Origin of the sequence: Lysinibacillus sp. NPDC093190 (assembly GCF_050280425.1) — a bacterium.
Classification (GTDB): domain Bacteria; phylum Bacillota; class Bacilli; order Bacillales_A; family Planococcaceae; genus Lysinibacillus.
Map to the genome: position 1 here is coordinate 58,186 of NZ_JBNNVG010000013.1, position 21,185 is coordinate 79,370.

At 35.2% G+C, this 21,185-nt stretch carries 19 protein-coding genes and 1 pseudogene; 17 read left to right on the top strand and 3 right to left on the bottom strand.

From position 1 onward, the window contains the following. Positions 1 to 76: 76 nt before the first annotated feature. Positions 77 to 1,078 (top strand): hypothetical protein, encoded by a 1,002-nt coding sequence (locus ACQKOF_RS12070; protein WP_427557117.1) that lies wholly within the window; start codon positions 77 to 79, stop codon positions 1,076 to 1,078. Between the two features lie 163 nt (positions 1,079 to 1,241). Here the strand turns inward: ACQKOF_RS12070 and ACQKOF_RS12075 are convergent, their stop codons facing one another. Together ACQKOF_RS12075 and ACQKOF_RS12080 are read right to left on the bottom strand one after the other, a co-directional pair. Next, entirely contained in the window at positions 1,242 to 1,439 is a 198-nt protein-coding gene (locus ACQKOF_RS12075) for a hypothetical protein (protein WP_427557119.1), read from the bottom strand. Between the two features lie 381 nt (positions 1,440 to 1,820). Then, complete coding sequence (locus ACQKOF_RS12080; RefSeq protein WP_427557122.1) at positions 1,821 to 2,447, bottom strand: hypothetical protein; 627 nt, start codon at positions 2,445 to 2,447, stop codon at positions 1,821 to 1,823. A gap of 460 nt (positions 2,448 to 2,907) precedes the next feature. Between ACQKOF_RS12080 and ACQKOF_RS12085 the strand changes: the two genes are divergently transcribed. The 7 genes and pseudogenes from ACQKOF_RS12085 (at position 2,908) to ACQKOF_RS12115 (ending at position 10,412) form a co-directional block, all read left to right on the top strand. Next, positions 2,908 to 3,537: a recombinase family protein gene (locus ACQKOF_RS12085; protein ID WP_427557124.1), complete on the top strand. Its 630-nt coding sequence runs from the start codon at positions 2,908 to 2,910 to the stop codon at positions 3,535 to 3,537. 547 nt (positions 3,538 to 4,084) lie between these two features. Beyond that, positions 4,085 to 4,900, top strand: a complete 816-nt coding sequence (locus tag ACQKOF_RS12090; RefSeq protein WP_427557126.1) for a TIR domain-containing protein — start codon at positions 4,085 to 4,087, stop codon at positions 4,898 to 4,900. A gap of 718 nt (positions 4,901 to 5,618) precedes the next feature. Then, on the top strand, positions 5,619 to 6,536 hold the full coding sequence (locus ACQKOF_RS12095) for a hypothetical protein (protein WP_427557129.1): 918 nt from the start codon (positions 5,619 to 5,621) through the stop codon (positions 6,534 to 6,536). 421 nt (positions 6,537 to 6,957) lie between these two features. Then, entirely contained in the window at positions 6,958 to 8,304 is a 1,347-nt protein-coding gene (locus ACQKOF_RS12100; RefSeq protein WP_427557131.1) for a hypothetical protein, read from the top strand. A gap of 271 nt (positions 8,305 to 8,575) precedes the next feature. Beyond that, a pseudogene (locus ACQKOF_RS12105) lies at positions 8,576 to 8,683 on the top strand (hypothetical protein); the annotation flags it as partial. Positions 8,684 to 8,902: 219 nt separating this feature from the next. Continuing rightward, positions 8,903 to 9,061: a hypothetical protein gene (locus ACQKOF_RS12110; protein ID WP_199777725.1), complete on the top strand. Its 159-nt coding sequence runs from the start codon at positions 8,903 to 8,905 to the stop codon at positions 9,059 to 9,061. Between the two features lie 940 nt (positions 9,062 to 10,001). Further along, positions 10,002 to 10,412: an Asp23/Gls24 family envelope stress response protein gene (locus ACQKOF_RS12115; RefSeq protein ID WP_427557135.1), complete on the top strand. Its 411-nt coding sequence runs from the start codon at positions 10,002 to 10,004 to the stop codon at positions 10,410 to 10,412. An 84-nt stretch (positions 10,413 to 10,496) separates the two neighbouring features. Here the strand turns inward: ACQKOF_RS12115 and ACQKOF_RS12120 are convergent, their stop codons facing one another. Then, complete coding sequence (locus tag ACQKOF_RS12120; protein ID WP_427557137.1) at positions 10,497 to 11,666, bottom strand: MFS transporter; 1,170 nt, start codon at positions 11,664 to 11,666, stop codon at positions 10,497 to 10,499. Between the two features lie 653 nt (positions 11,667 to 12,319). Here ACQKOF_RS12120 and nusB point away from each other — a divergent pair. From nusB to ahrC, 9 genes are all read left to right on the top strand, one after another. Continuing rightward, positions 12,320 to 12,700, top strand: a complete 381-nt coding sequence (gene nusB, locus ACQKOF_RS12125; protein WP_427557140.1) for a transcription antitermination factor NusB — start codon at positions 12,320 to 12,322, stop codon at positions 12,698 to 12,700. A gap of 33 nt (positions 12,701 to 12,733) precedes the next feature. Next, on the top strand, positions 12,734 to 13,600 hold the full coding sequence (gene folD / locus ACQKOF_RS12130) for a bifunctional methylenetetrahydrofolate dehydrogenase/methenyltetrahydrofolate cyclohydrolase FolD (RefSeq protein ID WP_427557142.1): 867 nt from the start codon (positions 12,734 to 12,736) through the stop codon (positions 13,598 to 13,600). Between the two features lie 159 nt (positions 13,601 to 13,759). Further along, the gene (locus ACQKOF_RS12135) at positions 13,760 to 14,575 is read left to right on the top strand and encodes an undecaprenyl-diphosphate phosphatase (RefSeq protein WP_427557144.1); all 816 of its coding nucleotides are present in this window, start codon (positions 13,760 to 13,762) and stop codon (positions 14,573 to 14,575) included. Positions 14,576 to 15,250: 675 nt separating this feature from the next. Beyond that, complete coding sequence (gene xseA, locus ACQKOF_RS12140; protein WP_427557147.1) at positions 15,251 to 16,603, top strand: exodeoxyribonuclease VII large subunit; 1,353 nt, start codon at positions 15,251 to 15,253, stop codon at positions 16,601 to 16,603. Positions 16,604 to 16,605: 2 nt separating this feature from the next. After that, positions 16,606 to 16,839, top strand: coding sequence for an exodeoxyribonuclease VII small subunit (xseB, locus tag ACQKOF_RS12145; RefSeq protein WP_427557150.1), 234 nt, complete (start codon positions 16,606 to 16,608; stop codon positions 16,837 to 16,839). A gap of 4 nt (positions 16,840 to 16,843) precedes the next feature. Continuing rightward, positions 16,844 to 17,725: a polyprenyl synthetase family protein gene (locus ACQKOF_RS12150; protein ID WP_427557152.1), complete on the top strand. Its 882-nt coding sequence runs from the start codon at positions 16,844 to 16,846 to the stop codon at positions 17,723 to 17,725. Positions 17,726 to 17,889: 164 nt separating this feature from the next. Continuing rightward, complete coding sequence (dxs, locus tag ACQKOF_RS12155; RefSeq protein WP_427557155.1) at positions 17,890 to 19,791, top strand: 1-deoxy-D-xylulose-5-phosphate synthase; 1,902 nt, start codon at positions 17,890 to 17,892, stop codon at positions 19,789 to 19,791. Beyond that, complete coding sequence (locus ACQKOF_RS12160) at positions 19,791 to 20,609, top strand: TlyA family RNA methyltransferase (RefSeq protein ID WP_053483720.1); 819 nt, start codon at positions 19,791 to 19,793, stop codon at positions 20,607 to 20,609. The genes dxs and ACQKOF_RS12160 overlap by 1 nt, the downstream gene beginning before the upstream one ends. 100 nt (positions 20,610 to 20,709) lie before the next feature. Further along, positions 20,710 to 21,159 (top strand): transcriptional regulator AhrC/ArgR, encoded by a 450-nt coding sequence (gene ahrC / locus ACQKOF_RS12165; RefSeq protein ID WP_053483721.1) that lies wholly within the window; start codon positions 20,710 to 20,712, stop codon positions 21,157 to 21,159. Positions 21,160 to 21,185 lie beyond the last annotated feature (26 nt).

Genomic DNA, 21,185 nt, shown 5'->3' on the forward strand with positions numbered 1-21,185 from the left:
ATGTTTTATATATATTACTTTTATTCTTTATTTTCCCATTTAGATATATTAGTATTGTATTTGAGGTGATAAAATAATGCGTGTGGCAGAAATTAAATATAAATTAGAAAAATTAGTTGAAGAATTATCCTTAGAAACTGAACACATACATAGTCAAGATAGAGTGAAAATTACAGACATTTCTATTTCGAATAATAGTATTTTAGAAATTAGTAAATTCGGTTTTATAGATGAAGAGTTTAATACAATAAAGGAAAAATATGAGATTTTATTCCTGAGTAGAGATAAACAAATCGTAGTATCAAATAATAACTATAGTAGTTACATTACTTTAGTTGGTCGTATAAAAGATAAAGTTTTGACAGTAATTAAAGCGTTAGAAAATGCTGTTTCTGAACAAAAGAAAAATACTATTAGTGTAAAGTTACCTCCATATACTGATTTAACGGAAGTTAGTACTTTTATATCTGATATGAAAGTAATCTTACAGTTGGTTATGCCACCTAATAAACCATCAGATATTAAATTAGAAAGTTTTGATGTTGGTTCAAATTGGATTGATATTGTTCTGTCTACAATGGAGAATGTTCAAGTAGTAGCAGATTTTGTGAACTCTATGGTTGAGTTCGTACAAGTGACAATTTTAGGTAGTGTTAAAACTATACAAGAATTACGAAAGTTTTCTTCGGGTGATGAAGAGGAAGAAGTTATTCAACAGCTTGAAAAACGTATGAAACATGGGAAGATAGAAGAACACGTAAACAATTTAATTTCTGAAAATGTAATTAACACAGAAGGCATGAGTGAAAGTGAAATATCAGAATACAAAACATCGCTAATCAAAGCGTTTGAATTGTACGAACCTTATGCAGTGGATGGAGCAGAAATTCAACCTGCTCTAAATGCTCCTAAAGAAATTGAAGAATCTTTTCCAAAAGAAGAAAAAATGAAAGAACTACAAAATATTAGAGAGCAATTTTTAATTGAACATGAATCGAAAAATGATGAAAACGAGGAATCCGTAAATAATAATCAAACTAATGAATTTGATGATATTGAAATGGATGATAATGAATAGTGAAAGAGGAAAGATAGAGCAGTTGCTCTATCTTTTTTATTTGTCCTGTCAAATGCTCACAGTCACGCTAAAAGGTGTATTGAAGAAGCCATGACAATTTGTTGACTGCTACAATGGAGCTTCATGTGAGCCATACTGACCACTCATTTGATAGTTTGTGAATTTAAGTTATGGCGTTGAACGCAAAATACATACCAACTAGGATAGCTAAGGTAATAAAAGGTTTGAAAACCCACTGTGGAGCTTTAATAACTTTTAAAACCAAACCTATAGCAACACCTGCTACAAGCATGATTATTAGAATAAGTGCTAATTGAATTGCCATCTTGTTTATAACTGAATTATCTATAAAAAAATCCATTCTCTTTTTCCTCCTTTTTACTTGTAATTGTAAATGAAGCAGTAAGTGATAGTATTAATATATTTTTGATATTAGTAGGATTTGTGCAATTAAATCGTTTGAGCGTTACTCACAGCAACAATATAAGGTCTAAACAGTTTCAACTTTGGGTTAGCTCACAATAACAATCGTGGCAACCTTGTAGAGCAATTTAACGAGCCTGTGAGTATTGATAGTGGAGCAGAGGAATCGTTCATACAGGTTGTTTGATGGGTGCTATAGGAGCATTAATGGGGCTACAGCAGAGATAGAAGAAGCATAACAAGAGGACTTGTGTAAGTGATTAACCATGCTATACAAGTCCTATAGGTTTATATTGGAAGAACTTAGAGTTATGTAATATTAGAAATGTGAGATATTATATCGTTTACGTTGTTCAGGTGTCAAAAACTGTGCTACAAACTCTAAATCAATTTGACTAAGTGTAGCGATTTGCTCCTGTTCTCTCTGTTTTCTTAAACTTACTTTCACAATACTTTTAAACGCACGTTTTCCCATATCACTAAGTGTTGGATAGAAATTGTATAAATGCTTTAATTGATTAGGAGTTAGTTTTCCATCTTTTTTTATCTGTTCAGCAATGCTCTTGTAGAATGAATTGTTTGAATTGGCTAATCTCTCATCCAATGCTTCATTTAAAATTTTTTTAAAGTATTCGTTCTTATCTTTTGATAAGCGCTTCTCATTAACAAGATTACCTTCTATATCGTAAAAATCAGTTTTAAAATCATCTGTAAATTTCTTGATACACTCTGAACCAACAATCATTACATTTTTATTCAAACTATTAATAATAGTGTACTCGTAGCGGATTTCCTCATGGTTACATAATTCACATTCTGCTTCACAATATTCATTGTCCTCTAGTCCGTTGTAAAGCCATTCTTGACGTGCTTTTTGGAAATCTCCTTGTTCTTCACTCTTTTTAAAGAGATTTTCCATTGCACGTTTTAACCAACTATTACTCATTATCATCCCTCCATGTATTGCATTTTAAAATAATTGGAAACTATATGTAAAAATCATATCATAGTAAATTTTAGTTTGATAGAGAAATGGAAATGTACAACAAACAAAATCATCTTGTTACTACAGGCGACACGAGAAGTCCTAAACCGCTACTAATCTAATCAATTACTTATCCAAAATAAATCACCTCATAAACCTGTATTAATTGAACTAATGGATAAATAGATGAAAGAGCAGCGAAATACAGGTCAAATTGATTCATTGATTAAAGCGAGTAATTATAGATAGATATTTACATAGAGAAATGTAGGTGCTAACGAGAAGTGATTAGTGTCTGTAAAGGCATACCTTTAGCAACTACCCAGAATGGACGGAAAAAGCGTTGATTAAGGTATTGATTTATATTTATAAACGTTTATAATAAATGTACAACCTTTACAAACATAAATGAGGAACTAACATGACAAACACAAAAACTTTTGGATATGTACGAGTATCAACAAAAGACCAAAACACCGACAGACAATTAGTAGAGATGCAGAAATTAAATATCAACGAGCGTGACATTTTTATCGACAAAGCAAGCGGTAAAGATTTTGACAGACCACAGTACCAAGCACTTAAAGCACAATTGCGGGCAGGCGACTTACTTTATATCACATCATTAGACCGTTTAGGTCGCAATAGTGACGCAATCAAAAAAGAATGGAATGAACTTACTCAAGTTATTGGTGCAGATATAATTGTAATTGATATGCCATTACTTGATACACGCAAGTATAAGGACACAATGGGTAACTTTGTTGCTAACTTAGTCCTAGAAGTGCTTACATTCATGGCTCAAAGCGAGCGTGAAAAGACACTAGCACGACAAGCAGAAGGAATCGCAGTTGCTAAAGCCAGAGGAAAGCACTTAGGTAGACCGCAATTAAACCTTAACACTTTGAGCAAGCAACAAAAAGCAGACTTGGAAGCCAACTATCAAGCTTGGGAATCTAAAGAATTGCCAGGTGTTCAGTTTATGGAAATCTTAAAGCTAAAAAAGAACTCCTTCTATAAGATTATTAAGGAATATAGAGAAACGCTTTAAGAGAAAAAAGTTGATTTATAGGGGTTTTCTGTATGTTCAATCATTACAGATAGCCCCTTAAAATATAGATTTTAATGAGCTGAGTGAAGCTGTTATGAAGGTGTCAGATGGCTTGTTTGAGGTCACGGGAGAGCTAGAACAAGCCGTTACAAGTCGAGTTGATAATTGGTCAGTGTAGGTAGAAAGTTTGTCACAGAGCCATTTCAAGTGTTATTTGGCAAGTCTTAGGTAGGGGGTGTTTTCCGATAATTTGATGATGATGAATGAAGAATCTAAGCTACCTACTACACGCACACCATTTGGAAAAATGAAGCGATACGTGAACAACTTTATAAAGTTGAAGTATATTAGAGTCACTGATGCTGAAATCAATAGCACAATGGAAGGTTCTTACTTTAATTGTGAGTGTAACTTATAGAAATTAATGGTAATGGGTATAAACTATGAGCTATTAATATTTAATAAATCCCCTAAAATATTACTACAAACTTTTTTGTGTGTTAAAATATGGTTAATAGTAAATGTAAATATATATGGGGGTTTATCGATGGATGTTCAAACTCGTATTAATCAAATTGAAGGTCTAAAAGATTCAGTACAATGTATACCTAATGGAGATTTTAATGAGGTAAAAAAAGTAAAGCATATTTCAGATTTAAAATTACATTCTTTACTAGAGCAAAGCAGTGCAGATAAATTGTATGGACAAATTGCAAATTTAAATTTTAACTTTATGGGTATTAGAGTGGTTGGGAATGATTACTCGGACAGACAGTATAATAGTTTTGAGAAAGCTAGAAATAGTTTCTTAGCTATTTTAGACACCGCTATTGAAGAGATAAAAGTTAAGGAGGAATTAGAACAATTTATTTCAGAAAAAGAAGATGAGACTTCTCAAGTCGCAGTAAAAGAGGTTCAGAATGACAGGATATTTTTAGTTCATGGGCATGATAGAGAACTTCTATTGGAGGTTGATAGATTTATAAGAAAACTATCATTATCCCCTGTTATTTTAAGTGAAGCTGATGATGATGGGCAAACAATCATTGAAAAGTTTGAAAGAGAAACACAGGACACAAAGTTTGCAATTATTCTGAGTAGTCCTGATGATTGTGGTTATTCGGTAGTAGATGGAAGTGACAAAATCAAATATAGAGCTAGGCAAAATGTGATATTTGAAATGGGTTATTTTGTTGGCAAACTTGGAAGGGAAAGGACTCTAACAATTCTTAAGGGAGAATTAGAACTACCTAATGATATACAAGGAGTAATTTACAAGAAAAATACAGAAGATTGGCAACCATATTTAGCGAAAAAGCTATCCAAATTAGGCTACAATGTGAACCCTGATTGGTGGAAGTAACATCATTCTTTTAAATAAGTTAAAGCAGGGAGCATACAGAAATTGATATGCTCTTTTATGCGTATTTCGGGGATAGCTTGAAATAGCGAAGGTTACACTTAGACAATTTTTAAGAAGAAAGAGCGGTTTATCAGGCTTTTGAATCAGCTCATTCAAACTTGATAATACAGGTAAAATCATCGTTTTATTTTGAGTGTGACACAGAGTGATAGAGGCTTGCTAGAGGGGGCTAGCAGGCTCGTAGCGTGTCCCTTGAAGCTGAGTTGATAGATTAGTCAGTGGGGGTAGAATCGTGTTAGGTGAACTTGGGGTGCTACATGGTAAAGCTCAGATAGGGGGTATTTCCCGATATTTTGATGATGATGAATGAAGAATTGGAGCTACCTGCTACACGCACACCAAAAGGAAAATGAAGCGATGCGAGAGCAACCTTGTGAAATAAAAGTATATAGAAATCACTGATGAATTACGATACCCCAATTTGAGTTTCTACTATGTGTATCTTACCAATTTTCACACGAACGAAAAACAAGCCAATATGATGTAATTTTTACGGAAAATTCAAACAAATAATCTTGGAGGGATTGTTATTTGTAAAGAACTTAGTAAATTCCAAACGGTGTACTTGGATTCGATTTCATTAAAGCGTTTTTTATTAAGAGTAAAAGATACTAGTGCCTTTAATTTAATTACTTATACACTGATGAGAGATAGTTGTTTGATAATTTACCAAGTGAATAACGATATACTTGGTACAACTGATGGACTGCTTTTCCCTATAAAAGAATTTAGAAATAAAATTAAGCTATTTGATAAGGGAAAAAAGAGGATAAATCAAAGGAATTATGAGGAAATCCTAAAGCTTCACATTGAAGAATTTGGTCTCGAAACAGATAATCTAGGGTTTTATTTAAATGAGCATAGACAGACTGTAGGAAGTACCATTTATGTAGTAAATACTCTGAGAAGGATGCAAAACTTGAAGGAGATTGAAAAAGATGGGAAACCCCAAGTATATTATGTAGCTCACGAAGTTGGTGTTCAGTTACAGGAGATTATAGAAGGTTTAGAAATGGCTATTCCTGAACTTAGAAGATTTATTACTACTAAATCTTACTTTGAACATTCAGGGGAGTTTGAAATTGAGAATAAAGATATTAATCATACTAGGCTATTCAATGGGAATGAGGAAGAGAATGTATTTAAATATAGACTACTTCTAATTTTACAAGAATGTTTTGCTGTAATGTGGATTAGTGAGAACTATGATTCAAGAATAATTGACCGAGATTTTGTAGATGATTATTTTCTGTATCGTTTTATTACTATCCGTATGGACAGTATTATTGATTCTCTGATTAATTTAAAGAAGTTTTCTATTTCTCAGTTTGAAGAGTTAGTTAATAGTACACAAGGAGAATTATCTATAGCACTTGAAGAATATATGCTCTATAGTTTTGAGAAGGTATCTGAACTTCGAAATACAATACATTATGATGATATGAAAAACTTTTATGATTACTTTATAGAGGATGAAGTGATAGTTAATATGCCTGAAATTTTGAATCTAAATAGAATGATTTTTGAATGTATCGAGGGGTTCTTGGGTATTTCAAATATCCCATCTCAATATTAATAGGTTATAAGTTTTCAAGGATAATCGAACCAAGTTCGTAAGCATGAGAAAATCATTCAAATTAACTGCATATTGTAACATATAAAGGGAGTTATAATGGCTCTCTTTTTTGTTTACTAAGAGTGAATAATTATTATTTTAAGTGCGCTAATGTGAGTATGGCGGAAGGCTACCGCAAGCTCATAGAATGACTTGTGAACGCTCCTATGAAGCCAAACGAACAATTGGTTAGGTTAGTTCCAATGAGCGTACACAGCAAACTCAAGTGTTAAGGAAGCAATAGAATAAGAGTAGCAAAGAAGCGAGATAACTAAGTGTTTATCTCGTTTTTATGTACTATAAATTTAAGTTTGAGGTATAATTTTGAAAACCAAGAAAATATTTAGAGTAATCAAGAATATTTTGTGTGAGGAGTTTGTTTATGGGGAATAAGACTATTACAATTCCTAAAATGGAAACCGTTGACATTAATCAAAGTGTTGTAATCTATGAAGGTGAATATGATTTAAAACTTAAAGAGAATAAAATTCAGGTTTGTGGTTTAATAACTTTAAATTGGTTGCCTACACCAAACGTGGAATTTGAAGGTAAAGTTATTGATGGTACAAAAAAAATTAAAGAGTTTATGGCAAGTAACGAAGTCGAGATTATTTTGCCAAACGGATTACAAGGTAAGGCACTTTTGACTTCAATTGATTTAATTACTATTAATATTTCAGGTGTTATAAATTCAGAATTAAATTCAAAAGTGGTTGATTCAAGAGTTGAAAAACTTAATTTTGCGTTAGTTAACTTTAGAAATAATTATGGGATGTTCATTGAACATTCTAATAGAGATTATAGTGGCAGGTTACTATTTGAGTATGGAGATTTTGAAATTAAAATTGATAAAAGACACAATTATAAAGGGATATATAATGACTTAAAAAAAATAGGTGGGTATAGCATAACTCACTTCGCAGAATTTAAAAGGAAAGATAACCAAATTTTTGATAGTGAAGAAGTATCTAATATTATAGAAGCATTAATATGGTTGTTATCTTTTTCATGCGGAAGGCAAGTTGGTTTTTGTTATACTGTGGGAGTAAAAAACTGTGAGAATGTATATGAACAATATCAAGCTCCTATAATAGATACTTGGAGAGATATTCCAAATTGGTATCCAATTAGAGAGGTATATAATAATTTAAATCATATTTTTGGAGAGTTAGTTGATAAATTACATGATGAACTTTGGGAAAAAGTTCTTAAAAATATATTTACTTGGTATTTTGATGGATTGAGGTCTACATATATAGAAAATAAAATTGTTTCTATTCAAATTGCACTTGAAAATATAGCTTGGACTTATATTGTTTTAGACAAAAAAGTTATGGAAGGAAATAAATTTGAAAAGAAAATAAATGCTTCAAAGAAAATTAGATTACTTTTAAAAGAATTGAACATACCGAGTGAAATTCCTGAAATTTCGGATTTGAAATCAATTTCAAATGCATATGATGATGGTTCTCATCTATTCACTGCTTTTAGAAATGACATTGTACATCCAAAAAAGAAAGTTAAAGTTGATGATGAAAATTGGGAAATAAAATATTGGGTTTGGAAATTAGGAGTAAAATATTTAGAATTAAGTATATTAAGGATTTTAGGTTATGAAGGAAAGTATTATAACTTCTTAAAAGATGAAAAAAATTATCTTAATTATTTAGATGTTGTTCCGTGGTCAAGTGAAGATAAATACAAAGTACTTATTACGAATGAAAAATAAAAATTATAGACAGTTAAATTCGTATTATTACTTGTTGGTCAGGTAGAGTATCTTCCTATTAATATGTGACCTGTTGCACTCACAAGAAATTGAAGTTGCGAACGAAACGACTTGATGAATAGCGTCTAGCGTTCAACTTTTAAAAATGCTATTCTATTTAATAGAAGGTGATAGTATTGCGTTCTGAAATCATTCTATTCTTAAATATTCGTTTAACGCTTGTTCTGTAAAGGTTTCTGAGCTTTGTAAGATGTTCTTAAATCTTTATGGAACAACAATTCCATTCCACCAAGCATTAATGAACAATGACGTTTTCAAATCAGCGCAATTCAATACGAAGTTCCTAGAAGAGAATGATGTTTTGGGGACAAGCAAGTAATTGATTTGTTAACAACGGAATAGAACCTTAACGTCTATTTCTTACACCTTCTGACTTTACTAGTCAGGAGGTTTTTTATTTGTCTAAAATTAATTAGCGTTCAGGCTTATTGATGTAACAGTATTGACACCTTTTATGAAGCATGTTATTTGGGTGTGCTATAATCAAATTTGTGAAGAAATGTACACTAACGGTGAAGTACGGTTAAGGGGGCGGATGATGGATAACCAATATGTCGTAGGCTGGGGTACGTTGGCATTGATAAATGCTGCACTTGCACAAGGGAAGAATAGAACGGGGTTAAATTGGTTTTTACTTTCTCTTGTATTAGGTCCATTGGCAACATTAATTTTGTTATTTGTTGAAAAGAGACAGTAACACTACATATTCACAATAATTGATATAAGTTAATAAAGTGAGAAGCGTGGTAATGTAGACTCCCGCATGTTCAACAATTGGGTATTTTATAAATGTAAGTCGATTATAGATCGGCTTATTTTTTATATACTTTGTACTTATTAACGCTTAAATTGGTGCATTATAGAAAGTAGTAGGTGATAAAATCAACGTCAGGTTTCCATGCGAAAACTGACTAGTAGGAGGATTCAATCTTAAATTGGTTAATTTGCAATGAGGGAGGACAAAAAATTCATTTGTGAGGTAGCGGCTGTTTTAGCTTTTTCTACACTATTATCGCCTACATTATTGACATTAGCAAATTATGAATCTAACCTAGAGTTAACTTTAGAATATAGTTTAGGGGGATAATTTAATTTGAATATTCTTCTTAGTGTTCTATTAGTTATGGTTTATGTCGGGCTTATGTATTTTATTTTTGGGCTTTTAATGAAATTTATGAAACGGAAGAGTTCTGATTTCATTGTGCAAATTTTACCCGGATGGATTTTAATAATGGTATCAAGTAGTGGTGTATTTTTATTAATTCCAGATTATTTAACATATCAAAAAATTTTCAGACTAATATTGTTTACTTCTATTGGAGTTTGTATTATTTCGTTATTTTTATTAATTGTGGTGAAAAAGATCAGTTTAAATAAATACAATACTATTATTTTGAAATTGAAAGCAAATAGGGTATAAAATAAGGGATAATTCTTCACTTTTCATTTTATCGAGAGGTTATTTGAATTTATCGAATAAAATTTTGGATTTATCACCCAACTTTTTAAGTTTATCGACATACACCTGTCCCAAATAAATTAAAGCGGCTTTACGAAGCCAAACCTTCCTTTTTATAGTATAATAAGCGTAAGTACAGCATTTGTTTGTGATGTGTAAGGGAAAGGATGATATTTGTATGGCAGAGAAAGTAGGACAATCTTTCGTACAACCAACGCCTTCTGGAAAAGAAGAACTTGGGAAAATTGAAGTAGCGGCGGAAGTAATCGAGGTTGTTGCTGGAATCGCAGTGAACGAGGTAGAAGGGGTCGCTGCAACTCGTGGTAATATTGCTACAGGTGTAGTAGAACGCTTTGGCAAAAAAGTTCACAATAAAGGCATTAAATCGGGTGTTACTGAAACTGGTGAGATTGCCATTGATGTATTTTGCTCTGTAAAATACGGCTATACAATCCCGAAAGTGGCGAAGGAAGTACAATCTCAAATTCGCCAAGCGATTTTTAATATGACAGCACTTGAAACAGCTGAAGTGAATGTTCACATTACAGGTATTCACTTTGAAAAAGAAGAAGTAGCTGTACAAGACTAAAAAAGAAGGATTGCCTATAGGGCAATCCTTCTTTTTAACATTGTTAACGGAAATTGATCAGCAGTGATTAGTATCGCTACTTTATTATATTTCAATATGCTTTGGCTTTCTCCAGAAAAAAGCAAGTATTACGCCGATTGTTAAAACAATTGTCGCAAAGTAATATGGATAGTTTAAATTAATATCGAATAACACCCCGCCTAAAATAGGACCAAAGATATTACCAAGACTTGTAAACATGGAGTTCATGCCACCGACGAATCCTTGTTCATTACCAGCGATTTTCGATAAATAAGAGGTAACAGCAGGACGTATTAAATCGAAGCCGACGAAAATAAAGAATGTGACAAATAATATTGCGAAATAGTGGCTAACAATGGTCATAGCAAAGGTTAAAACAGCAGATAGGATGAGCGAATAACGAATAAGATTGATTTCGCCCATTTTCTTTGTCAGCCCATCGAATAGCACTAACTGAGCAAGTGCCCCGACTACCCCACTTCCTGTAATAATAATCGCTATATCCGAAGGTGTAAATGCGAATTTATGATCCACAAATAGGCTAAATAACGATTCAAATGCAGCTAAACCAAATGATAGTACGAAAATAAGTACGAATGGAATAAGGTATAGCGGGCTAAAAATACGCTTCACACTTCCTAAAATTGATGGTGCAGATTCTGCATCATCTGAAGCACGTGTCGGTTCTTTTAACAAAATAAATGACAAGATACCTGCTAAAATTCCAAGTATACCAGCAGCGAAAAATGGTATGCGTGTTCCGAATTCTGCCAAAAATCCACCGATACCAGGTCCGATAATAAAGCCAGTACTAATCGCTGCACTCATATAACCCAGTGCCTTTGGACGTTGTGATAATGTTGTGATATCAGCGATATAAGCAGTCACCGCCGGCATAATGAAGGCAGCACTTACACCACCAAGCATACGTGAGATAAAGAGTATTTCAACTGTGCGTCCGAGCCCGAATAACAGCTCTGAAAAACCGAATATAAAAAGACCCGCAACGATCATAATTTTCCGGCCAATATTATCCACCATTTTACCTGAAATCGGTGACACTATAAGTTGAGTAATAGCAAATGCCGCCACCATATAACCAACGACTGAGCCTGAAATTTTCAGCTCATTCATGATTGTAGGTAGTACGGGTATAACTAAACCAATACCTAAAAAGGCAATGAATAAATTCGATAATAAAATACTTAAGGTTAAAATTTGTTTCTTATTCATATTGTTCTCCTTCAATCTTTCCCGATACATGTATCTAAATCTACTAGAATCTTTCCACGTAATACAATAAACCCTATAGTAACTATAGGGTCAAAAGATTTGTTTTGATTTTTTTTAGTTTTTTTATCAGTGTGGAAGTCTTAGTTCGCAGTTATACAAAGTGGCGCAATAATTTTTGAATCATAAATTTCTTTTCAGATTTCTTGTTGTTTCTTTACAATCGTGTTCAATCATAAATTGCTTCCATTAGTAATTCCTAAGAAGTTTTTTATCGCATCAAAACGAATTTTATGTTTACAATCCTCGCAGTAAAATAAACGGGATTTGCGTTCTTTGCATTGCTTATATTGTTCCTCGCCTTCATATAACTTGAATGTTCTTTTGCAGCTTGTACACGTAACTTCATAATGCATAATGGACACCTCAAAAGATGAAATTATTTTCCTTAATTATAACATTCTTGTTATTTAAACAATAATGGTGGATTTTCATTTTTCTACACTTAATTTAGTAAAGTTGATTGAAGGGTGTAAAATAAGCAAAAAGTTGCTTGAAAAAGGTATCAGATTATTGAAAACTTGCTTGAATTCGTGTTTCGCGTACAAATTTATGCTATTATAAACCTTAATGCCACTTAAGAAGGAGAGCTTTACATGAAACGACATGAAGCACGCGAAAAAGCGTTGCAAGTTTTGTTTCAGCTAGACAATACCGATCTAACAGTAGAAGAAGCAATGGGTCATATTAAAGGTCAACCAACAAATGTCTTCTACGAAAAGATTGTTACTGGAACAGTTGAACATTTAGAGAAAATTGATGCTACTTTAGAGCAGCATCTTGAAAAGTGGTCCCTTGCCCGTTTACCCAAAATTGAAAGAACGGTTTTACGTCTAGCTGTATACGAGATTTTATACATGCCAGAAACACCAAAAAGAGTAGTACTTAATGAAGCAATCGAGTTATGCAAAACATTTGGCGACGATGGCTCGTCGAAATTTGTTAATGGCGTACTTTCTAAATTTACAGAACAATAAAATGTGTTGAATTGGAAGGAGTAACTAAGGTCTATGTCAAGTGCAATTATTAATGGTAAAGAAATTGGTCAAGAAATTCGTAATTCAGTAGCAGAGCGAGTAACGCGTTTAAAAGAGCAAGGATTAACACCAGGCTTAGCGGTTGTTTTAGTAGGAGACAACCAAGCCTCGGCTACATATGTGAGAAATAAGCAAAAATCTTGTGAAGCCATTGGTATGTTTTCAGAGCTAATTAAACTACCAGAAGAAACTACGCAGGATGGATTATTAGCACAAATTGAATTATTAAATAATCGTGAAGATATTCATGGTATTTTAGTACAATTACCACTCCCAAAACATATTGATGAGGATACTGTTATTGCCACAATTGCTGTTGAAAAAGACGTTGATGGCTTCTCACCAGTAAGTGTTGGGAAAATGATGCTTGGCCAAGAAACATTTTTGCCTTGTACACCGTTTGGCGTAATGAAGCTTCTTGAATATTCAGGAATTGAAATAGCAGGAAAGCATGCGGTCATCGTGGGTCGTAGTCATATCGTTGGGAAACCAATGGGACAACTTCTTCTACAAAAGGATGCAACCGTTACATACACGCATTCCAAAACACCAAATTTACCTTCATTTACTAAACAAGCAGATATATTAATTGCGGCAGTTGGACGTGCAAACTTTATTACGAAGGAACATGTTAAAGAAGGCGCAGTTGTTATAGATGTTGGAATTAATCGTAATGAAAACAACAAGCTTTGCGGTGATGTTAACTTCAGTGAAGTCGATGGTATTGCTTCTCACATTACACCTGTACCAGGCGGTGTAGGACCAATGACAATTACTATGCTACTATTCAACACAGTTCAAGCAGCAGAAAATAAGCTTGCACATATAGTTAAGTTATAATTTTGAATGACTCTTTCATATGCAAAAAGCTATCTCAATATTTTTATTGAGGTAGCTTTTTTGCATTATTTTACTTTCCGGGTATTATTTATGAACTTTTCCGTTGCCTTCAACGTCTAATGTAACGTTTGGGTCATACATATTAATAGGGAGGTTTTTATGGAAAACATAGATTTAATACTTATAATCAAACATATCATTATCGGTCTTGTACAAGGATTTACTGAGCCAATTCCTGTATCATCGAGCGGACATGTTATGATTGCTAGCGAAATTCTTGGTCTTGGTGAGCAAGGTTTTACTTTTGCTATTTTAACGAACACAGCTTCTTTACTAGCTATTGTCTATATTTATCGAGAGGATATTGTCCGACTCATTACAAACTTTTTCCTGTATCTCAAAACAGGAAAGAATCGTTATAAAGCTGATTTCCGTTTTGCCGTTTTCATTGTGATTGGTTCTATTCCAGCAGGCGTTTTAGGTGTTTTATTAAGGGATGTTATTGCGGATAATGTTAGTATGACTACGATAGCACTTATGCTATTTGTGACAGGTATTGCCCTATGGCTAATCCGTAATATGCGTGGTACGAAAAAGGATGCGGATTTGACTGCAAAAGACGCCATTATTGTAGGTCTTGGTCAAGCTGTAGCTTTAACACCTGGCATTAGCCGTTCTGGAGCGACCATTATTTCAGCCATTGCAGTTGGTATGAAGCAGGAAACTGCTTTGCGATTTTCCTTCATGCTTTATATTCCTGTAAGTCTTGGAGGGGTTGTCCTTGGAATTTCAGATTTTTTAAATGAGCCAAATAAAGGTGTATTAGCAATTCCATACGCTTCGACATTTATTGTGACATTATTTATGACTTATTTTGCAATGCGTTGGTTTATGGGAATCATGAAAAGTGGCAAGCTTAGCTACTTTACATATTATTGCTTTCTTGTAGGTACTCTCTTATTAATATTTTATTAATTTAAAAAGGTCTCATAACTATAATTAGTTGTGAGGTTTTCTTGTTGTTGAAAAAATGAAATGGTAGGTATTCTTCGTGAATGTCTTAGCGTTTAAATGAGGAGGTTACTGACCGTTGCTCTGACAGTTCGATCCGTCGTTCCGGCAGTTCATACCGTCACTATGACAGATATATCCGTCGCTTCAGTTCCTTACCGTCGCTCAGGCGGTTCAATCCGTCGTTCCGGCAGTTCATACCGTCACTATGACAGATATATCCGTCGCTTCAGTTCCTTACCGTCACTCAGGCGATTCAATCCGTCGTTTCGACAGTTCATACCGTCACTATGACAGATATATCCGTCGCTTCAGTTCCTTACCGTCGCTCAGGCAGTTCAATCCGTCCCCTTGAAAGCGGCCAGCCGGAACGGAAATCAACCCCTCGCTTTGCCAGAAAGCTTTTGTTAAATTCCTGAATTTGTAAATCTGATACATTTTGCACAATCAGTCATTTCATTTTATGGAAGCTTTATTGAGGTAACTATTCAATAGAAATGTTATAGTAAGTTTTTCAATGGCATGAAAGACAGTCGTTTTTTCTAACGAAACTGCATTTTGGCACGTCAGGAGCAATAAAAAATGTTATGATAGGTGTAGTTTTGTGAAAAACTTGATTTTAGTAAAGGAGCCGAAAAAATGTCATCTGCTTCTTATTTAACTGTAAAAGCATTAACAAAATATATTAAACGGAAATTTGATGCTGATCCGCATTTACGTGAAGTCTATGTAAAGGGTGAGCTATCTAATGTCAAGATTCATCAATCAGGGCATATTTACTTTACATTAAAGGATGATGGAGCACGAATTGCGGCTACTATGTTTAAAACAGCAGCCACAAAATTAGCGTTTGAACCAAAGGAAGGTATGCAAGTATTTATCCGTGGAGATGTAAACGTTTATGAAGGCTACGGTACATATCAATTATATGTACAAGAAATGCAACCAGATGGAATTGGTAGCTTGTTTGTGGCCTTTAACCAGCTGAAAGAGCAGTTACAACAAGAAGGGCTTTTTAAACCTGAGTGGAAACAACCAATTCCAAGGTTTCCAGAAAAAATCGGTGTTTTAACGTCGACAACAGGTGCCGCCATTCGAGATATCTGTACAACATTAAAGAGACGCTATCCACTTGCTGAAGTTTTTATTTATCCAACCCTCGTACAGGGAGCACAAGCAGCGCCAAATATTGTTCACAATATTGAGCGAGCAAATATCGATGCGAGTTGCGATGTACTGATTGTTGGGCGTGGCGGTGGATCGATTGAGGATTTATGGGCATTTAATGAGGAAGCTGTTGCACGAGCGATTTTTGGAAGCCATATCCCTATTATTAGTGCAGTAGGTCATGAAACCGATACGACTATCGCGGATTATGTAGCTGATTTGCGCGCACCGACACCAACGGCAGCGGCTGAAATGGCTGTACCGGATCAACAAGATTTATTTCAACGGGTGCTTACACAAAAATCACAACTGCATCAAATTGTAAGAGCGCAACTTATGGCAGAACGTCAACGTCTAAATAAGCTCCAACAATCTTATCCGTTGTCAATGCCAGAACGCCTATATCGACCATTTACGGAAAGGCTAGCACAACTTGAATCGGGATTACAAAAAGCAATGCAGGTCGATTTGATGAAGAAAACAGCGCAGTTTCAACAATTACATAGTGCGGTAGAACAGCACTCGCCGAAAAAGGCATTAGCTTTCCATCAACGAGAGCTAGAAACTCACGTCCAACAATTAACTCGTGCTGCAACGCATTATGTATCGAAGCAAAAACAACAATTTGAGGCAACTGTCAGAACTTTAGAGGCATTGAATCCACTTGCCATTTTAACAAGGGGCTTCACAGTAGCTTATAAAGATCATCAAATGTTAAAATCATCAGCTGATGTAAAGCCACAGGATCAATTAACACTTTCCTTCCATGATGGAAAGGTTATTGCTGAAGTGGTTAAGATTTTGCCGAAAAATGAGGGGGAATAATTGTGGCAGAGAAACAACAAACTTTCGCAGAAGCAATGACGGCACTTGAAGAAATTGTTCGTCAGCTAGAGCAAGGTGATGTGCCGCTAGAAAACGCGATTGATTTATATAAACACGGAATGGAGCTATCACAATTTTGCCATAGCAAGCTTCAACATGCTGAGGAGCAGTTAATTTCTATTGTCCAAGAGACAGGTGAGACTACGGCATTTGATCCACTAAAGGGAGAGAACTAAGAAAATGAACGAGCAATTAAAACCTTTTATTGAAAGCAACATACCACAAGTTGAAGCTGAGATGTTTGCACTAGTTGAGAAAATTGATGCACCAGCCAATTTAAAAGAATCAATGCTTTATTCATTAAAAGCTGGAGGTAAACGTATTCGCCCTCTTTTCGTATTGGCTGTTCTTGAACTATACAATAAGAATTTGAAGGATGGTTTAACTGTAGGATCAGTTGTTGAAATCATTCATACGTATTCATTAATCCATGATGATTTACCAAGTATGGATAATGATGATTTCCGTAGAGGTAAGCCCACAAATCATAAAGTTTATGGGGAGGCATTAGCGACACTTGCAGGTGATGCATTGAATACACTTGCGTTTGGCATTTTAGCACGCATGGATGTATCAGCTGAAAAACGTATTGAGCTTGTCAATCTGCTAAGTGAAGCAGCTGGTGCAGAAGGTATGGTTGGTGGTCAAGTACTCGATATGGAAGGTGAAAAACGTCAGCTAAACTTAGCTGAGCTTGAGCATGTCCATATCAATAAAACGGGCGCTCTTTTACGATTTAGTATTGAAGCGGGAGCAGTGCTAGCTGATGTAACGCAAGAAAATCGGGAAACTTTAAAGGAATATGCGCATCATATCGGTCTTGCCTTCCAAATTCAAGACGATATTTTAGATATTGAGGGTACTACAGAAGAACTAGGTAAAACTGCTGGTAAAGATGTAGCAAATGATAAAAGCACATACCCAGCTCTGTTATCTTTAGATGGGGCAAAAGAAAAGCTTGCTGAGCATTATCAGCATGCCATTAACGCACTAGATAAATTGGAAGTAGATGCCAGCTTATTACGTGAGTTTGCAGCCTATATTGTACATCGTAAAAACTAGGGGAAAAACGAGGCGTTAACGGCACATAATATGCTAGAATAGGTGAGGGCGTTTGCAGATGTGCAAACAATAAAGTGTTCGTACTTTTAGCATGTTAATAACACTGTTATAATGGTGGAAACACAATTACGGTGAATAATTTATTGAAAAGGTGTGTGAGAAAGGTGGATTTAAATAAGGTAACTAGTCCAGCCTTTTTAAAAAGCTTAGATAAGAAGGGTCTTGAGCGACTTGCACAAGAAATTCGTACCTTCTTAATCGAAAAATGTTCTGTCACAGGTGGTCATATCGGACCGAACCTAGGTGTTGTGGAGCTTACGATTATGCTCCATAAAATGTTTGACAGTCCACAAGATAAGTTTTTATGGGATGTTGGCCACCAAGCTTACGTGCATAAAATTTTGACAGGTCGTGCAAATCAATTTGACACATTACGTCAGTTCAAAGGGCTTTGTGGTTTTCCAAAGCGTGTGGAGAGTGAACATGATGAGTGGGAGACAGGTCATAGCTCGACATCTTTGTCAGCAGCCATGGGTATGGCAGCAGCACGTGATATCAAAAATGAAAAGAACTTCGTGATACCAATTATTGGAGATGGAGCTTTAACTGGCGGTATGGCACTGGAGGCATTAAACCATATAGGCCATGCTAAAACAAATATGATTGTCATTTTAAACGATAATGAAATGTCAATCGCTCCAAACGTCGGAGCGTTACACAATGTATTAGGACGTCTTCGTACAGCCAAGGAATATTCAAAAGCAAAAGAAGAACTGGAAGCGCTCATTAATAAGATTCCTGTATTAGGTGGTAAGCTTGCTTCAACGGCTGAGCGCTTAAAAGATAGCTTAAAATATTTAGTGGTATCAGGTGTGTTCTTTGAGGAGCTAGGCTTCAAATATCTAGGACCGATCGATGGACATGATTTCGATGCTCTTGAGACAACATTATCACAAGCTAAAAAAGTAAAAGGCCCAGTGCTCGTTCATGTTATTACGAAAAAAGGCAAAGGATATAAACCTGCTGAAGATGATACAATTGGTAATTGGCACGGGACAGGTCCTTATAAAATTGAAAACGGTGCCTTTGTAAAGTCAGAGGCGAAAGGCCCAGCTTGGAGTAGTTTGATTGCTGAGACAGTTCACAAAATTGCCCATGAGGATAAACGAGTTGTCACAATTACTCCTGCAATGCCAGTGGGCTCGAAATTACAAGGTATCCAAAAGGATTTCCCAGAACGTTTCTTCGATGTAGGGATTGCTGAACAACATGCGGCAACGATGGCAGCAGGTCTAGCAACGCAAAAAATGAAGCCATTTTTAGCCATTTACTCAACATTCCTTCAACGTGCTTATGACCAAGTATTACATGATATCGCACGTCCAAACCTCAATGTCTTTATTGGCATTGACCGTGCAGGCTTAGTTGGTGCAGACGGTGAAACACATCAAGGCGTATTTGATATTGCATTCCTTCGTCATATACCAAATATGACAATTATGATGCCAAAAGATGAAAATGAAGGTCAGCATATGGTGAAAACAGCCATTGACTATGATGGCGGTCCAATTGCGTTACGTTATCCACGAGGTAATGGTATAGGCGTTCCGTTAGATGATGAGCTTATGACATTACCAATTGGAAGCTGGGAAGTGTTACGTGAAGGTAAGGATGCAACGATTTTAACCTTTGGTACGACGATTCCTATGGCAATGGAAGCAGCCACTATTCTAGCACAGCAAGGTGTAGAGATAGAAGTAGTCAATGCACGTTTCATTAAACCGATGGATGAGGATATGCTTCACCGTATATTAACAAGCCGTAAACCAATATTGACGATTGAAGAAGCTGTCCTACAAGGTGGTTTTGGTAGTGGTATATTAGAATTTGCCCATGACCATGGCTATTTAAGTGCAATAATCGATCGCATGGGAATACCTGATCATTTTATTGAGCATGGTAATGTAGATCAGCTACTCGCTGAAATTCATATGACAGCTGAGGATACAGTGGCACGTATGCATGTGTTACTTCAACAAAAACAGCAAGTAGGTTTGAATAAATAATGACAAAACAACCAAAAGAACGTGTAGACATTTTACTTGTAGAGCGTGGACTATGCGAAACGCGAGAAAAAGCAAAGCGCTCTATTATGGCAGGACTTGTTTTTTCTAATGAAACTCGCATCGATAAAGCGGGGGAAAAAATTGCTATAGATGCACCACTACAAGTCAAAGGCTCTGATTTAAAATATGTTAGTCGTGGCGGCTTGAAACTTGAGAAAGCGCTACAAATTTTTGATATGTCTGTAGAGGGGAAGCTAATGCTTGATATTGGCTCCTCTACAGGAGGGTTTACCGATTGCGCACTACAGCATGGTGCAAGACATGGTTATGCACTGGATGTTGGTTCCAACCAACTAGCATGGAAAATCCGATCTGATGAACGTGTAACTGTAATGGAAAAAACAAATTTCCGTTATACAACAGCGGCAGATTTATCAGAGGGCTTACCAGACTTTGCAACAATTGATGTTAGCTTTATTTCATTATCGCTTATTTTACCTGTCTTAAAAACATTGTTAATGCCAGGTGGCGATGTAATGGCACTGGTGAAGCCTCAGTTTGAAGCTGGGAAAGATAAAGTCGGTAAAAAAGGTATTGTTCGTGATAAAAAAGTACATTTAGAAGTTTTAGAAAAGACAGCTGCAATGGCGACAGAGGTTGGCTTTGTCGTTAAGGATGCTTCGTTTTCGCCAATTACAGGAGGCGAAGGAAATATTGAATTTTTATTCCATTTAGTGAATCCTATTGGTAATGAAGAAATTCCTGCATATACAGCTTTTAATGCACTCGTTGAAGAAGCGCATAGTGCACTAAAATAACACGTGCTCGTTTATAGAGCCGTGTTTTTTCTTGTGCTTTTATGTTTAAAATGGTAGTGTAAATATACAAATATCTAACTATTTATAAGAGGTGACCGATATGAACAAAGGACAGAGACATATACGAATTCGGGACATTATTGCCAATCATGAAATTGAAACACAAGATGATTTAGTCGATTTTTTAAAGGATGCAGGCTATAATGTGACACAAGCAACAGTATCACGTGATATTAAAGAACTCCATCTTGTTAAAGTACCTTTACAGGATGGACGCTATAAATATAGCTTGCCCGCAGACCAGCGTTTCAATCCTATACAAAAATTACACCGTGCGTTAGCCGATGCTTTTGTCAGCATTGACGGTGCATCACACTTTTTAGTAATGAAGGCTCTTCCGGGTAATGCCAATGCTATTGCATCACTACTTGACCATTTAGATTGGCCTGAAATTTTAGGTACTATTTCTGGAGACGATACTATTTTAATTATTTGTCGTAACGAAGATGAGCGTGAAAATACAAAAAATCGCTTATTAGACATGCTATAAAATAGCAGTGTAATTTGATACAGAGG

Bases quoted from the DNA above. Each gene is read 5' to 3' on its own strand.
- ACQKOF_RS12090 (WP_427557126.1), top strand. From the start codon at position 4,085: ATGGATGTTCAAACTCGTATTAATCAAATTGAAGGTCTAAAAGATTCA.
- ACQKOF_RS12075 (WP_427557119.1), bottom strand. From the start codon at position 1,439: ATGGATTTTTTTATAGATAATTCAGTTATAAACAAGATGGCAATTCAA.
- ACQKOF_RS12115 (WP_427557135.1), top strand. From the start codon at position 10,002: ATGGCAGAGAAAGTAGGACAATCTTTCGTACAACCAACGCCTTCTGGA.
- ACQKOF_RS12100 (WP_427557131.1), top strand. From the start codon at position 6,958: ATGGGGAATAAGACTATTACAATTCCTAAAATGGAAACCGTTGACATT.
- ACQKOF_RS12135 (WP_427557144.1), top strand. From the start codon at position 13,760: ATGGAAAACATAGATTTAATACTTATAATCAAACATATCATTATCGGT.
- ACQKOF_RS12085 (WP_427557124.1), top strand. From the start codon at position 2,908: ATGACAAACACAAAAACTTTTGGATATGTACGAGTATCAACAAAAGAC.
- ACQKOF_RS12070 (WP_427557117.1), top strand. From the start codon at position 77: ATGCGTGTGGCAGAAATTAAATATAAATTAGAAAAATTAGTTGAAGAA.
- xseA (WP_427557147.1), top strand. From the start codon at position 15,251: ATGTCATCTGCTTCTTATTTAACTGTAAAAGCATTAACAAAATATATT.
- ACQKOF_RS12120 (WP_427557137.1), bottom strand. From the start codon at position 11,666: ATGAATAAGAAACAAATTTTAACCTTAAGTATTTTATTATCGAATTTA.
- ACQKOF_RS12160 (WP_053483720.1), top strand. From the start codon at position 19,791: ATGACAAAACAACCAAAAGAACGTGTAGACATTTTACTTGTAGAGCGT.
- folD (WP_427557142.1), top strand. From the start codon at position 12,734: ATGTCAAGTGCAATTATTAATGGTAAAGAAATTGGTCAAGAAATTCGT.
- ACQKOF_RS12150 (WP_427557152.1), top strand. From the start codon at position 16,844: ATGAACGAGCAATTAAAACCTTTTATTGAAAGCAACATACCACAAGTT.
- ACQKOF_RS12110 (WP_199777725.1), top strand. From the start codon at position 8,903: ATGGATAACCAATATGTCGTAGGCTGGGGTACGTTGGCATTGATAAAT.
- ahrC (WP_053483721.1), top strand. From the start codon at position 20,710: ATGAACAAAGGACAGAGACATATACGAATTCGGGACATTATTGCCAAT.
- ACQKOF_RS12080 (WP_427557122.1), bottom strand. From the start codon at position 2,447: ATGAGTAATAGTTGGTTAAAACGTGCAATGGAAAATCTCTTTAAAAAG.
- nusB (WP_427557140.1), top strand. From the start codon at position 12,320: ATGAAACGACATGAAGCACGCGAAAAAGCGTTGCAAGTTTTGTTTCAG.